At 49.6% G+C, this 14,519-nt stretch carries 12 protein-coding genes and 1 pseudogene; 7 read left to right on the top strand and 6 right to left on the bottom strand.

Features of this window, described 5'->3' with window-relative positions:
• Positions 1-271 precede the first annotated feature (271 nt).
• From GFC01_RS14550 to GFC01_RS14530, 5 genes are all read left to right on the top strand, one after another.
• The gene (locus tag GFC01_RS14550; RefSeq protein WP_152947898.1) at positions 272-862 is read left to right on the top strand and encodes a hypothetical protein; all 591 of its coding nucleotides are present in this window, start codon (positions 272-274) and stop codon (positions 860-862) included.
• Positions 863-933: 71 nt separating this feature from the next.
• Positions 934-1,260 carry an IS66 family insertion sequence element accessory protein TnpA gene (gene tnpA / locus GFC01_RS14545; RefSeq protein ID WP_152947897.1) on the top strand — a complete coding sequence of 109 codons (327 nt, stop codon included), beginning with the start codon at positions 934-936 and terminating at the stop codon, positions 1,258-1,260.
• Positions 1,254-1,430 carry an IS66 family insertion sequence element accessory protein TnpB gene (gene tnpB, locus GFC01_RS14540; RefSeq protein WP_152947896.1) on the top strand — a complete coding sequence of 59 codons (177 nt, stop codon included), beginning with the start codon at positions 1,254-1,256 and terminating at the stop codon, positions 1,428-1,430. The genes tnpA and tnpB overlap by 7 nt, the downstream gene beginning before the upstream one ends.
• A gap of 299 nt (positions 1,431-1,729) precedes the next feature.
• Positions 1,730-3,286, top strand: a complete 1,557-nt coding sequence (locus tag GFC01_RS14535; RefSeq protein WP_194174969.1) for a DUF1670 domain-containing protein — start codon at positions 1,730-1,732, stop codon at positions 3,284-3,286.
• 29 nt (positions 3,287-3,315) lie between these two features.
• Positions 3,316-4,566, top strand: coding sequence for a DUF1670 domain-containing protein (locus tag GFC01_RS14530; RefSeq protein ID WP_152947894.1), 1,251 nt, complete (start codon positions 3,316-3,318; stop codon positions 4,564-4,566).
• A 119-nt stretch (positions 4,567-4,685) separates the two neighbouring features.
• Here the strand turns inward: GFC01_RS14530 and GFC01_RS14525 are convergent, their stop codons facing one another.
• Both GFC01_RS14525 and GFC01_RS14520 read right to left on the bottom strand, forming a co-directional pair.
• Positions 4,686-6,275, bottom strand: a complete 1,590-nt coding sequence (locus tag GFC01_RS14525) for an IS1634 family transposase (RefSeq protein ID WP_152947893.1) — start codon at positions 6,273-6,275, stop codon at positions 4,686-4,688.
• Positions 6,276-6,497: 222 nt separating this feature from the next.
• Positions 6,498-8,498, bottom strand: coding sequence for a sigma-54-dependent Fis family transcriptional regulator (locus tag GFC01_RS14520; protein ID WP_152947892.1), 2,001 nt, complete (start codon positions 8,496-8,498; stop codon positions 6,498-6,500).
• 1,236 nt (positions 8,499-9,734) lie between these two features.
• Here GFC01_RS14520 and GFC01_RS19820 point away from each other — a divergent pair.
• Positions 9,735-10,040: pseudogene (locus GFC01_RS19820) on the top strand (transposase); the annotation flags it as partial.
• A 66-nt stretch (positions 10,041-10,106) separates the two neighbouring features.
• A complete protein-coding gene (locus GFC01_RS14515) occupies positions 10,107-10,994 on the top strand; it encodes a transposase (protein WP_243137614.1) in 888 nt (295 codons plus the stop codon).
• A gap of 316 nt (positions 10,995-11,310) precedes the next feature.
• Here GFC01_RS14515 and GFC01_RS20235 read toward each other — a convergent pair whose 3' ends face one another.
• The 4 genes from GFC01_RS20235 to GFC01_RS14495 all read right to left on the bottom strand — a co-directional run bounded on the left by GFC01_RS20235 (position 11,311) and on the right by GFC01_RS14495 (position 14,200).
• Positions 11,311-11,628, bottom strand: coding sequence for a transposase (locus tag GFC01_RS20235; RefSeq protein ID WP_152947890.1), 318 nt, complete (start codon positions 11,626-11,628; stop codon positions 11,311-11,313).
• A gap of 13 nt (positions 11,629-11,641) precedes the next feature.
• Positions 11,642-11,848, bottom strand: coding sequence for a transposase (locus GFC01_RS14505; RefSeq protein ID WP_341474013.1), 207 nt, complete (start codon positions 11,846-11,848; stop codon positions 11,642-11,644).
• Between the two features lie 105 nt (positions 11,849-11,953).
• Complete coding sequence (locus tag GFC01_RS19815; RefSeq protein ID WP_152947888.1) at positions 11,954-12,892, bottom strand: methyl-accepting chemotaxis protein; 939 nt, start codon at positions 12,890-12,892, stop codon at positions 11,954-11,956.
• 591 nt (positions 12,893-13,483) lie between these two features.
• Positions 13,484-14,200 carry a 4Fe-4S double cluster binding domain-containing protein gene (locus tag GFC01_RS14495; protein ID WP_152947887.1) on the bottom strand — a complete coding sequence of 239 codons (717 nt, stop codon included), beginning with the start codon at positions 14,198-14,200 and terminating at the stop codon, positions 13,484-13,486.
• Between the last annotated feature and the right edge of the window lie 319 nt (positions 14,201-14,519).

Genomic DNA, 14,519 nt, shown 5'->3' with positions numbered 1-14,519 from the left:
CACCATGCCAGGAGCCTCAATAGAATATACTTTGTAAACAAAAGGCCCCCGGCCGAAGCAACCGGGAGCCTTTCAGGTGCGAACGCTATACTAAAACTGATCCCATTGGTGTTCGGTTAAGCCCCGAATATCCCATTAACAACCAGAGATGGCACTTTGCCCCTGGAAAATAAATAACGAAAATTGCTGACAATGCTCTTTAATAAAGAAGGAATGGGTCCCTCCCTTTGTGGAATTCTTCTCCAAATAATGCTCATGAGGAGGTTCCACATTGGCTATAATTCCCGGTAAAATCAATCCTTACGAGATCGAAAACGTTCTAAACAAGATGTTCTCTCCGGACTGGCTGAGAGAAACAGCCGCCAGAGTCGGGTATGTCCAGCGCAACCGGAAGATCGACCCGGTCACCTTTTTCTGGGTTGTCGTACTCGGCTTTGGAGTCGGGGTGCAGCGCACACTTGCCTCCCTAAGAAGGGCCTTTGAGACGGCATCGGCTGAAACACTCGTCCCATCCTCTTTTTATGACCGCTTCAATAATAGGCTCATCGCCTTTCTCAAAGAGTGTCTGGCGCACGGCATAGCGGATCTGGCAAGCCACGTCAGCCTTACGCTTTCAGATAAACTGAAGGGGTTTAAGGACCTGATCGTAGCAGACGGCACGGTCATCAGGCTGCACGATAAATTAGCCGAACAGTTCCCGGGAGCGAGGGGCAAGGCCGAGCTCAAGATACACGCCGCCACCGAGATCACCGGCAACACGAAGAGCATTGCCATCTATTCCGGCAAGACCGCCGACATCAAGACCATGCGCATCGGCCCCTGGGTGAAGGACAACATCCTTCTCTTTGTAAGCGTCAAATAGCACCCACCTTGTGACCCCCTATTAAACATGCAATAATCTTCCTCAGAAATAAAACAGAGGAGGTTATTGCCATGACAAAGGAAGAATTAAGAAAAACATGGGAGGAACGGGTGGCAGCTTTTAAAGCCAGCGGGCAGACCGCATCAGCATGGTGTGCGGCCCATGATTTGAAACCCCACCAACTATTCTACTGGCTGCGAAAATATAAAAATAATGCTTCAGCACCTGCCACGGCCCCATCCCAGTGGCTGACCATGGAAATAGATAAGCAAAACCCTGACAGCGCTCAGGGGGACTCCCTACTTATCAGGTTAGGTCAAGCAACCATAGAAGTAAAAGCGGGCTTTAATCCCATACTGCTCTCCGACGTGGTACGGATTCTGGCCGGGATATGCTGAACGAAGCCGGGATTGACAGGGTCTATCTTGCCTGCAGCCCTACCGATTTACGCAAATCCATTGACGGATTGGCCGTGCTGGTCAGGGAAAGGTTCCAGCTGAACCCCTTCACCTCCTGTCTTTTTGTCTTTTGCAACCGGCAACGCGATAAACTCCATCCACCGGTTTAACCCGTAAGGGAAATCTCTCCCGAAAGAGGCTATACCCGTTGCTGGACAATGTTTAGTCCCGCTATTAAACTGGTATTCAGGAATAACATGGTAGTCATGATGGTCATGGTTACTCGTAGTCGTGGCTGGGGATATGTGGATAACTCGCAAGAGTTATCCAAGCTCTTGTGGGCAGCCGGGTTTTAGTTTTGTGTACGACAGCATGGCAACTGTCGTACTTGCGGACAGGCCTGCTGCCCACAAGAGCGGCATATCCCCAGCCAATAAGACCCTCTAAAAATCCGATGTGGGGTGATTGCATGGGACGCCCCAGGTTTCACCGCCAAAATCTCCTGGTCCAAACGGATTCTGTCGAACAAAAATGCCTTTTTCACTGGCTGGTCAGGGAAAGCATGGATCGGTTTGGTTTGTCCGTCGAGGAAGCCAGGTCCGTTGCTGTTAAAGGTCTTGGTTTTCTGAACCAGGAAACGGACCGGATGATCAACCAGATTGTTTTCCCCCTCATTTCTGCCGAATATGCCCATCAGCGGGAAAAGTATTCTCTTCTACCCAAACGGCCGGTTGTGCTCACCCCATTTACACCGGATGATCTGGAGATTCACCGGGAATTCGGCCTGAAAGCCATGCAAAATGCGCGGCTGCTCAGGCTGATTGAAGAGGCCTATCTCCAGGGGACGGTCTTTGACCAGCCCCACCTGTCACTGCTCACCAATATCACCGCCAAATCCATCCGGGAGCGGTTAAAACCCCTCTGGGAGAAAGGGGTTTGCCTTCCCCTGGCCGGTCAGGCGCTAAAACATCGCCGGAACCGGGTTTTTCGCAGTACCTTTGCCCTGCAAATGGCCATTGCCGGAGAACGACCCTCAAGAATCCGGGAAGAACTGTTTATCTCCGAATCCCAGTGGGAAAGCTGGCAGCTGGACTTCAGCCGGGTGGCCGCCCTGGCCGGTAAAGACTTGAACCGGGAGCATATCGCCCGGGTTACCGGTGTTCACCCCCGGTTGGTAGACGAGTACCTGGAGCTGGCCCAAAGGGCTCCCGGGGGTTATCTTTCACGGCTAAAGGTGTCTTTGGGTCTTTTATCCGACCTGCCCGAAGAGGAGAACCCGGCAGCCCGGCTTTTCCATGTATTGCAGGCGGAGCACAATTTGTCGCCGGCCAAAGCCCGGGCCTTTTTGCGCCTGCTGGAAAACCACCTGGAAGAACACAGGGACAACCGTCCTCCCGGCAGCGTGGTGTACTACGCCGTCTCCGACCAGGAGCCGCCGGGCAAACCGCTGGCCGAATGCCGGCTGGTACCCGTCAACTTGAGTTTTTACAGCCCCGCGGATGAAGAAAAGCTGAATCCTGACAGCACTTCACAGCTCAAGTGGCAGCGCATTTTACGCTACACGGGGGAGGCCAGAGCCCAGGGGGCATGTCTTGGCCAGCCGGACCTGGCTTTCCTTTTAGGGGTGCATCCCTCGGTAATCCAGCGCCTGATGGGCGAGAACAGGCAGGTGTTTGTTCCCACCCGGGGCAACCTGGCTGACATGGGGCCGGGTATCTCCCATATGAGCAAAATAGTGGAGCTCTACCTGCAGGGATACACGGAAACCCAGATCAAACACCGTACAGGCCACAGCTACGAGAGTATAGAGGCCTATCTAAAAACCTTTGCCACCTATGTGGGGCTTTGTGAACGCGGCCTGTCCTTGCCCCTGATTCGCAAGGTAATGCACCGTTCGGCAAGGGTGGTGAAAACCTGCGCCGCCCTTTACGAGCGGTTTAATCAACCTGAATACCAGTGGGTACTCACACGCATCCGTCAGATCTTCGCCCGCGAAGAGGCGGTAAAAAAGGGGGTGGTTCCATAGGCCGGAAGAGGTTCTCTTCTTACGACTCTTTGGGAGAGAAAAACCTCTTCAATGCCCAGCGTTGCGAATTAATCCGGCGTTTCGACCTGAACAAGGAATCCTGGCTGGCCGATGAGATTTGCCTAAGATTTAACCAGTTGATGGACGAAGATGAGGCCGGTGACGGTATTGAACGCTTAAAACCCGGGGAACTCCTGATCTCTTTTCAGGGGAAACGGGTGGTCATTCCTCTTTTATCTGCAGAAGTAATTTCCATCCTGCAGCGCAGCGGCAGCTTTTCCCGGGCTAAAGCCACGGTGGAAAAAATGGCGCTAAAGGCCATAAAGCGTGTGGTCCCCGGAGCAACAATGGAGGAGTTACGGGCCATTATCAGCCCCAGGGACCGGCTGCCCCATACCGGGGACGGGGATCGTCAAAAGGTCGCTCTCCCCAGGTATCTGGCCGGTCCCCTGGCGCCACCGCAAATGGTTTACGCCCGCACGGTGGACAGGCCCGCCGGGGACGATGTGCTGGTTCCCCAGGCAGTGGTGGACAAAATGCTGGCCTTTCTCGTGCAGGAAGAGCATATCAGCCGGGCCAGGGCACTGGCCATGATCTTCCGGCTGGCCTGCCTGCGGGAGCTGTACTGCCCGCCCCTTGGCCGGGTAAGACCGGGACAGGTAGCCTGGATCGGCATCAGCACCACCGACCGCCAGCAAAGGGAGCACCAGACGGCCTACCGGGAGCAGGTGCCTCTGCTGCTCACCCTGCATACCCAGGAGGAGTTAAAGCACCTGGCCCGGGTCAAATCCTTAAGCGAACTGGAAGCCATTCAACAGGCCCAGATGGCCCGGGTGCTTACTGAGGCCTACCTGCAGGGCGGTTTGCTGGCCCTGGTGGATCTGCAGCAGCTGTTCTTACGCTCATACCAGACTTTTTCGCGGCTTTTGCGGCAGTTCATGGTGGATCACCAGATGGTTTTACCCACCCCGGGAACGATACTGGACGCCGGCAGCGCCATGACCCACAAGGATATCATTATCGGCTTCTACCTGAAAGGGTATTTCAGCCATGACATCGCCCGGATCACCCGGCACAGCCCGGAGGCGGTGGACAGGTACATCGACGACTTTGAGCGGGTTTTAATTTTGCACACTTACGGCCTCCCGCTGGAATTGATGGCCCGGGTGGTCAAACGGGGGCCGACGCTGGTGGCGGAGTATCTGAACATCATTGCTGAACATTTCCCCGACCGGGAAGCTGTCAAGTCTCATTTAAGGCTGAAAGGGGTCAAAATTTAGCCTTACGGGCTATACCGGTTATCTCCAGTTTGAAAGGCAATATCTCCCATCCCTTGCGCCCCAAGGGTTTCAGGGCACAAAAGGGTGACGTACCACTACATATTTCCTGTATGTGGTAATCAGGTCAGTATTTGTGCTTTTAACGGCGGCCTTAATCCCAGCACCCGAAATGCTTCATAGGCATCCCCATTTAGCTCGGTGCGGAACAGATAAGATTTATCATTGAAGCTGAACTGGATGGCGTGCAGGGTGGCCAGGTCGGCCATCACTTGCAGATAGCCGGCTTTCGACTGTTTTTCCTTCAGATAACGGATGAGGGCGCTTTCCAGGACCAGGGCCAGAAAACACACCATGACGTGCCCCCTGACCCGGGATTCGGTCCAGTGATAGATGGGACGCAACTCCAGCCCTGATTTCAGTTGCCGGAAGGCCCTTTCCACCCGCCAGAGCTCTTTGTAGGCCAGGGCCACCTGGTCCGGAGGAAGGTCGGTGTTGGTTTTCAGCATGTATTTGCCGTCATAGCGGGCTTCCCGCCTGATAGCATCGTGGTCGATGGTTACGGCGTTTTTACTGGCTTTGAGATACTGCCGGTAGCCTTTGTTACCAAGCAAGCCCTTGATATTGCCGCTGTTCAGTTTCTTTTTCAGCTTGATGATCATTTCCCGGCGGGCATTGCGGTCCCGTTCTGCTCCTTCCGGATTGAAACAGAAGATGTACCGGCTAATCCCGTTGCTCCATACTTCCTTGACCTTAAGGTTTTCTTTTACCCGGGTATAGGGGGCATTCCAGCTGAGCATCCGGTCAATGTCCGGCCGGCGGCGCATCTTTACGCCCACGATATACTGGAGCCCGGCGGCACTGATTTCCTGCAAAACTTTTTTACTGACCATTCCCCGGTCTCCCACCATGATTACCCGGGTGACATTAAACCGGCGGCGCAAATCAGAAAAGGCGGCCTTAAAAGTCCTGACATCGCCGGTGTTGCCGGGAAAAATGTGGTGGGCCACCGGTATGCCCTCTTTGGTCATCAACAGGCCAATCATGATCGGCAACCGGTCGGGCCGTTTATCTTTGGAGTAGCCGTATCTGGCCAGTTCTTCCGGCCCGGAGCCTTCGAAATAGGTGGAGGTGGTATCCCAGAACACCAGGTCCAGTTCACAGTTGAATAGGTTGCGCACCCGGTCGAAAAGAAAGCTCTCTATCTCGTCTTTGTATTCCGCCACAAAATCCAGGGCGAGGTAGAAGTGATGGAGCTGAAGTTTTTCCAGGGGCGGATGGTAAATGCCTTGCAGCCACCTTTCGTTTAGCCCCAATTTAGATAACGGATCGCATAACCGGTTTAAAACCATGGCAAACAGGGCTTCTTCAAAGGGTGAGGTCTTTTCCGTGCGATTCAGGATACGCCGCACACAAGGACCCAGTCCCAGCTTTTCTTCCCACAGGTTGTGGAAGATTAATGCCGGCCCCCATTGTTTGGACCAGCTGGCCTGTGTTTCATCCAGGTTCATTTTAACCCACTGGGTTTCGCTGAACCTGGTCAGGTTCTCAATCAGACGGTCCAGCTGCCCGTCCTGCAGGTCTTCAAGCCGGCCCAGATTGGCCACGACTCGCTGGCGGGATTTACCATTAACCCGGTAAGATTCCACCAGCTGGAGGTATTCCCTGGTAGTGCCGTCTTTATTTGTAAAGGCCTTCTTTCTAACAAACATGGCATCCCATCCTGTGGATAATATCTGCATCTATTCTACCACAGAAGAAGGGTTTAGTCTAGCCACATATTGCCAACGTGGCACTACGGTTTTTCAAAAATCGCCTGTTTTTTGACAGTTGCTTTCCACTCTGGCAGTGCTTAACAACACGAAAAGCCCATTTTTCAAGGCTTCCCGGTTTTCGGGTGGTTAAATTACAATTTCTGGCTTTCAAACGCGAGTTTAAAGTCCATTATAACCAAACTTCTTCAATCTACGGTATAAAGTAGGACGCGAAATTCCCAATAGCTTAGCCGCCTTACTAAAATTATTATTAGAAATCTTTAATGCTCGAATTATTGTTTTTAACTCTAACTCATTTAAATTACAATCACTCTTTTGGCAAAATTCTTTTATTTCATCAGTGGGAAAAGTAAAATTACATTTCATTCCCTTATAACCTGAAATATCCTTTAATTCTATTTTAGAACTATTACGCCCAATAGCCATGACTATCGCTCGCTCGATAACATTTTCGAGTTCCCTTACATTTCCCGGCCAATCATATTTACAGAATATATCATAAACCTCATCGCTTACATTTATATCAACACCAAACTGCTTGCATTTTAAGCTACAAAAGTATCGAGTAAGCAAAGGTATATCATCTTTTCTTTCTCGTAATGGAGGAATATCAATCGAAACCACATAGATTCTATATAATAGATCCTCCCTAAAAAGACCCCTTTTAACCAACTTCCATAAATCTCTATTTGCTGCACATATTATTCGTACATTTACTTGATATTCATGGCCACCACCCAAGCGGGTTATTTTTTTTGTTTGGATTGCACGGAGTAATTTAGCCTGCATTGCGAGAGGCATTGAATTAATTTCATCAAGAAATAGAGTTCCATTTTCAGCCAACTCAAATTTTCCCTGTTTGCCCGATTTTTTAGCACCGGTAAAGGCACCTTCTTCGTAACCGAATAATTCACTCTCGATTAACTCCCCTGGAATGGCAGCGCAATTTAAGGCAACAAAAGGACCCCTCTTGAAACAACTTGCATTATGAATAGCTTGGGCAAATACTTCTTTACCAGTACCACTTTCTCCCTGCAGTAACACAGTTGTCTGAAGAGGTGCCACACATTTTGCTATATTTATAGCATTTTTTATTTGTTGACTCTCGCCAATTATATCATCAAAAGTATAATAAGCCTTCAAACCACAAACATTCTGAGTTATTAATTTTGCACTTGACATCGGTTTTAAAATAGCTATTACACTTTCCAGTTGATTTATATTTATTTTTTCAATATTACTTACAAATCTCATGTTACTATTGTTACTATTGGCCATTCTAAATAATGTTTCAGCATCTTTTATGGCACTACCCGTTTCTAATACTTTTGTCAAAACATTACTGACGCCAAAATACTTTTTTATTGAAGCACCAATGGCCTTAACAGGATCTATATCAAAAAAATTCCCCGCAGCCTTATTCATTAATGTAATAATGTTTTTGTTATTAATTACAATTATGGCGTCATTAATTGCATTTATGATGCAGTTTAGATACTCTCTAGAAGTTTTTTGTTCCTCTATTATTTCTCTCTCAGCAATACTTTGTGTAATTAATTTACTTATGGCAACAACAAGTCCTAATGTATGCTTTTGAAATAGGGAGAAGTCTCCAGACATACTCAATATCCCTAAATATTGACCGGTAGGAGAAAAGACAGGTGCTGCTGAACACGTAAACACATGCAGGTTTATATTATAATGCTCAGGCCCAGTTAATTGCATCGGAATTCTGTATTCATCTACCAAGCTTATTACTGTTGTGCCAGATATCAATTCCTCGCGACTTACTCCTGGACTTATGCCACATTTTTGTGCAATTTTAATAGCTTGTTCATCCCCATATTGATTCAATAAAAACAAATCTGTATCATATATATCAAATCTGAAACCATATATATCTATATTTTGTGCCATAATCTGTAAAATCGAAGTGGCTGCATCAACATAATCTTTATTTCTTGTTCTTCTTTCGTTTAGCTCTTCATCGGTGAGGATATGTCTGTTAGGTTGTGAAAAAGGATCTGTTTTGGCTGCTCGACACCTTTTCCAAGACTCCAAAACTTCACTTCTTAGAATATTTTTTTCTTCTATCTTCCCCGTTTGAATGAAAGTTTCCCACATTTTCTTTATTTTGAGTTCTTTTTCACCTAATTTCATTTAAAAACCCACCCCACTTTCCAATTATTTCAATTACTTTATACCGGGTTTTGAAACCGATCTTTGGAAGTCTTCTTATTTCTGCTTTTCTCGCGTAGCGCTATTGGAGTGTCTAAGAATTAGAAGCAACTTTGTGCTTACAGTCACATGGATTTCCAATCTTTAGATTTCAAAGTCCAGTTATATATGATCTAACAAAGAAAGCCAACGTAAGAGGTGGCTGTTTCTCCGTGTATGGTTGAGTAGATGTGAGCCTCTCAGACTTTAGGAGTCGCTTTATGTTCCCGGTTTTTTCTCCGTTTCCTTATGGGAGTGTCATAATATTTGCTCATACCCCTCGCAGAACCGTACTGGCCCTATTAAGGCATACGGCTCCTCAAGACAGCATTTGCGATTAGCCAAAAGGCAGTTGCAAGCTCGCTCTTTGGTAATTTCCGCTATCCTTGCCAGTTTCGTTGACATTCTTTATTCACCTCGGCGTGTGGGAATGTTTCACCAACAAGGACACTGTCTTGTTACCGCCTTTTCATCCGCAGGCATTACCCTGCTTCATCGGTACTACGCGGTAATCCGACTCCCTGCCGGCCATTTGGCTTCCTTGCTTTGTATAGCTTGTCGGCCATACCCCCTGGGGAAGAGCCGGCAGGGTCTCCCGGATTGCCGTGTTAGAGCAATATCCAGCGTACCAAGGTCTCCGACCCCGGAGAAGCCGGAGCAGTTTCACCATGACGATTGCTCCCGGTGTTGCCTTATGCTCATTTAAAAGCATCGGCCTTCCCATTGCTGATTTCGTGGCTCAATCCCTTCAGCTTTCGCTTCCGGCCCGCTGTTTCGCTGTCCTACGCTTAAATCTGGCAATTACCTGGCAGACTCCAAGGACTCGCTACTGGCTGCTGGTTAGGCATTAGCAGGTGAGCATCGCACCCACTATCCAACACGACCTTGCCCGGCCGCACTAAATGTTCAGCAAACTCGCTATGCCAACTGGAAAGGGATAAGGCTTTCGAGCGGTTGGATTCATGATACGTCCCGCAGGTTAAATTTAATATGTACGACCTGCAAAATTCTTAACCCTTAAAAATCAAGGCTTTCGCAGAGGGTCAGATCAAGCTCACCCAATACCTATCACTAACTTAGATAGCATAATTTAACATAAAAAGAAGGGATTTCCTACCTCGTGTCGAATTTTGTTGTAGCACCAAAACAAAACACACAAGGAAGGTGGAAATCCCCAACATGTACTTTCTACAAGAAATCCTCTTTCCCTTCGAAGTATTTGTACAAAATGCTGACCATCACGACCATATCTTTTTAGCCCTCTCCTCTGTCGATGTTGAGCCGATCCGGAAAATGTTCCCCAATCACTGGGGAGTCGGTCGGCCCGGTTATGATCGTACAGCCTTGTTTAGAGCACTTATTTTGCAAAGGCTCATGCAACTGCCAAGCATTGAGACCCTGGTCAAATGCCTTAAGTATTCGCCCCAGCTTGCCTACTGGTGCGGCTTTGACATCAGAAAGTCTCCGCCTTCATCAACCGTATTTTACCGGTTCTTAGCTGAGTTGAAGGAGCAGGCGGATCAGGAACTTCTGGAACAGGGGGTACAGAGTTTGGTAACCAAGACGGTAAAGCTGGCTACATCAGAAGGGAAAATTGTTCTGGACAGTACCGACATTCCCGCCCGCGAAAGGGCACCACGAAAAAAGGATGACCTTAGTCCTGAACAGCAGGAAAATGCTTTGTCTTTTGGTTCCGCCTGGGGACACCGGACGGCGTCTGACGAAGAAACTGAAATGTTTTATGGTTACAAGTTACATGCAGCCACATTACTCACCAATATCGGACCTATACCGTTGGCCGCCATTCTGACTCCGGCCAATGTCTCGGATGTGGAATTGGCCCCCAGGCTGATGAGCGAAGCATGCAAGGAACATGAAAGGCTTTATGGTTTCCGCCCGGGGTACTACTTGATGGACGCTGGTTATGACTCCGGGGACATATATAAACTTGCCCTGGACCTGAAAGGCCAGGCAATCATAAAACTGAACAAGCGAAATCAAAAGGAGCCACCCCAGGGATTCAATGAAAAGTTTATACCCCTGTGCCCGGCGGGTCAGCCCATGGTTTACTGGGGCTCAGACAAAAAGCACATGACCATAAAGTTCCGCTATCCCAAAGCTGCCGGTCGACAGGTGGAGTGTGAGGGCCAGTGCCGGTTTAAAAACCCTTACGGGCTGGTAGTAAGGCTTCGCGTAACCGATAACCCCCGCTTGTTTTCCTGCCCTTACCGGGGCAGTGAAAACTGGCAGAAGCTTTACAGCCAGCGAACCTCTATCGAGCGCTGGTTTGCGCTGTTAAAAGAACACCTGTATATGGACAAAATGAACCGGCGGGGAATCGATAATGCTTTTACAGATGTGATGCTCTGCTTGATCACCTTCCTTGCCGGCACACTGGCACAACTGAAAATCGAGCAGCAAACCTGCAAGGCTGCTTAATTCCTGTTAGTTAAAAGAATGCCGCAAAGTGGAACCAGATTTTGAGAGGGATGGTCTGTCCTTTTTTAGCTGCCTTTTATTGTCAGAACAAGTTTTTGATCATTTTTTAGCGATAGTTCAGGGCTGATTTCCCATTTATACTCCTCAGGAGTTATTTCTTACCAGCCTGGAACTTGAATTTTGCAGGTCACACTTTAATATGGGAGGTTTTCTCCATTTTTCTTGATTATACGAGATTTTTCGTTGATTATCAATAGCTTAAGATTCTTATTTTGGGTTCTTCACTATTTTGAGTGGGTAACGCCAGCAGAAATAATTAACAAAGGCATAATCTGGGTAAACCATAGTCAAGACGACTGGAAATTATGTAAGCAATTGTAATATGGGTTCTGCTATTGCGGTAGCCCCTTGCACGGGCCTTGGCCGCCTGTATAGGACTGTTGATACCTTCTAAGATCCGTTTGAAACTTTGGAATGGAACCAGTTTAGAATACCTTCCGTATACGCGGCCTGATTCATTGGTACTAGCTTGGATGGCCCGGAAGTACCAGCGTTTGAGATGTCGCTCCCCGGATATTCGGTCCGGCTGGTCAAAAAACTTATGGAAGGATAGCTTTAGGCCATAGGCCCGCATAGTGTCCAGGTGCTCATTTTTCAGGCTCTAGCTTTTTGCACTGCTTTGCGGTTAGGTTCTGTGGATTTTTCAGCCAGATGTAGCGGGTCTTTTTTAGCGTTTCGTTTTGTCTGGCATCATTCCGGTGAACCTTATCAACAGCCTCGTTAATAATTTTCATGACATAAAAACGGTCAAAAACTAATTGCGCCTGAGGCATGGTGGACTTAACCCCGGCAATGAAGGCAGGAGAAAGGCCACTTCAGACAGTATGTACGATATTGGAAGAAGTTAAGGTGCCGCCAAGGGCTGCATAGTTAGCACTATGATAAAGCTGGTCGAACCCCTACAGCCAAATTTCCCGCGCAATGCGGTCTATTTCACGGGCCGACTCGACCAATTGATCGACCGTGGCGCTGATCTCTTCCGCCGAGGCTGCCTGTTCCTGGGACAACTCGTTCAACCCGTTGATCTTCTCCAAACTGCTATCGATGACGGCCTGTATTTTCTGCAGTTTCTCCGTCATGTCCTTGACGCTTTGTTTGACCTGTGTGGCCAGTCTCCTCACCTCGTTGGCCACCACGGTGAAACCCCTGCCGTGCTCGCCCGCCCTGGCCGCCTCGATAGCCGCGTTTAACCCCAGAAGGTGCGTCTGGTCCGCCACTTCCCGGATCAACTCTACCGCCTCCTCCAGGACCGCCGCGCCGGACTGGATATCGGTGGAATAATCCACCAGTGCGGACGCAGCCCCGGCAAGCCCGGCGGCCGACCGGGCTACATTCTCCACGGCGATGTTCGCTTGTTCGATGGAGGATACGAAGTCGGCGGCAATCCGCCGAAGCTTCTCCTGCCGGGTGATGGGAGAACCCAGGCTCACGACACCCACAATCTTACCATTGTCCATTACAGGAATAGCCGTCGACACGTAGCTCATACCGCAAAGGGACCTCTCCTTCGGCACTTCCATTGCCACCCGCTTCCCGCTGGTCAAAGCCTCGTAGATTACGATGCCCTTTTTTACCGAGTCGCCCGGCTTCCGACCGAGCTTGAACTCCTTCCCGTCCCTGCTCCAAAGGAATTTATCGGTATCGGTCACGCAAACAGCGCTGTTGCCACCCATCAGGTCATAGACTATCTCCGCAGCATCCACCGCCCGTTCCAACGGGTCCCTCCTCAACAACATTGCGTATTCATTCATCACTGTAGGAGATTCTGTTTCCGTCGATTCCACCGGCGGAACTGCTGCCGATACAAAGTCCTGCTTCTTAAAAATCTTATCGAACATAAAAGTCTGCCTCCCAAAAATAGATTCTTATCTATCATGCTGGATCTTGGAATCTAAAGATTAGAAACCATTGTGGACGTAGATGCAAAGACACTTCTAATTCTTAAAACCTCCAATAGTGCCGGCGAATAATTCAAAAATAACAAGGCTTCCATAGATCGGTTTCAAAGCCCAGTATGACTATAGCGTAAAGGAACATTTGTCCAGCAATTAGCTGTAAATAGAATTGGGAATTATTCGTTGGAAAAGGCCCTTCCTTCCGGTTAAAATGGGGTTTGACCCAATATCATTCTACCGGGAGTAAAGAGCCTCTATCTCTCAGTATATCTCATCTGAATGGAAACGTAAGCGCCACCAGGAAAAAGACGTATTCGGGACAGGAATTAATAGCTTATGCAACCGTCATTATTCATGGCAAACCGCCGAGGGACCCTACGCATTTTAACGACTTGGCCCAGATTCGTCAGCGGATACTGGCACTACGTCGCTGGTAGATGCTCAAGCATCTGACCCACGCCATGCCTGCACTAGTTTAGGGTGTGAACCCCTTCGATGCTGGCGAAAATTTCTACTTTCGCCACCAGCCATCCCTCAATTTATAAACTTCGTATTACCCCGGGGACAGGCCAGGATGCACAAACCGCAGATGTCTTCCCCCATCAGCTGTTGATTTTTCTCCAGCTGGCGGCGGCAGGCATCGACATCGATATGGGGCACCAGCCCTTCCTCCCGCCGCCATTCCCGGTCAGCGATGGCTCCGGCGGGACAGGCCTCCACACAGCGCCGGCACCGGCCGCACTGCCCGGAAACATAGGGGGTAGTGCTTACCTCCAGAGGGGCGTTGGTCAGCACCGTGGCCCAGCTCAAACAGGGACCGTAGGTTTCATTGATCAGCAAACCGTTTTTGCCGATCCAGCCCAGGCCGGCGCAGGTGGCCGCCACCTTATGGGAAAACAGGGGGTACAGGCGGGCCACAAATCTGGTATCCTGCCGATGGGAATCGGGGGGTATGGCCAGACATTTAAACCCATGACTCTTCAGCAAGGAGACCAGGCGCTTCTGAAGCTGTTCCAGCATTAAATCGACCTGCCGGTAACGATTGGAATAAATCGGTCCCCGGATAGTATGGATCAGGTTTCGCCCAAGAGGAGGGTACCTTACGGCCAGGGAAATGGCCACCGGCATGTGCCTCAGTTCCCCGGCCAGCCCCTGGCTGACGTCACCGAAACCAACCAGGGTGGCCCCCAGGGAAAGCAAGTACTGTTTAACTTCCTGCGCACACAGGGTAAGCTGCAACGCCCTTTCCATAGCCTCCTCCTTTAGCCCATGCCCTGGCAACTGGAACCAGCCCCGGGAATCAAACCAATTCTAATCATTTATTACCCGGGAGTCAGACCCCTTCAGGGGTAGTTACCATTAGCTTCGTAGTGAAAATGGAGGTGGGGGAAACGGCAAGTTCCCCCTTCCCCGTCAACCTTTCCCGGCATAACCGCAAAACTCAACCGGGGCTTCTAAACCCGCCGGCGCGCCCACTTTTCGGCGCCGTATTTCTGCACCGTTTCCACCATGGTCCGCAGGTTTTCCAGGGGCGCCGTGGGCCAGATGTCGCAGGAGGGCCAGACGGCGT

The sequence above is a fragment of the Desulfofundulus thermobenzoicus genome (genome assembly GCF_009428905.1).
Lineage (GTDB): Bacteria > Bacillota > Desulfotomaculia > Desulfotomaculales > Desulfovirgulaceae > Desulfofundulus_A > Desulfofundulus_A thermobenzoicus.
Note: the sequence above shows the minus strand (reverse complement) of the source record. Positions and strands in the feature narration are given on the sequence as shown.

Coding starts and splice junctions, on each gene's coding strand:
- GFC01_RS19815 (WP_152947888.1), bottom strand. CDS start 12,892: ATGTTCGATAAGATTTTTAAGAAGCAGGACTTTGTATCGGCAGCAGTT.
- tnpA (WP_152947897.1), top strand. CDS start 934: ATGACAAAGGAAGAATTAAGAAAAACATGGGAGGAACGGGTGGCAGCT.
- GFC01_RS14535 (WP_194174969.1), top strand. CDS start 1,730: ATGGGACGCCCCAGGTTTCACCGCCAAAATCTCCTGGTCCAAACGGAT.
- GFC01_RS14520 (WP_152947892.1), bottom strand. CDS start 8,498: ATGAAATTAGGTGAAAAAGAACTCAAAATAAAGAAAATGTGGGAAACT.
- GFC01_RS14495 (WP_152947887.1), bottom strand. CDS start 14,200: ATGGAAAGGGCGTTGCAGCTTACCCTGTGTGCGCAGGAAGTTAAACAG.
- GFC01_RS20235 (WP_152947890.1), bottom strand. CDS start 11,628: ATGCGGGCCTATGGCCTAAAGCTATCCTTCCATAAGTTTTTTGACCAG.
- tnpB (WP_152947896.1), top strand. CDS start 1,254: ATGCTGAACGAAGCCGGGATTGACAGGGTCTATCTTGCCTGCAGCCCT.
- GFC01_RS14525 (WP_152947893.1), bottom strand. CDS start 6,275: ATGTTTGTTAGAAAGAAGGCCTTTACAAATAAAGACGGCACTACCAGG.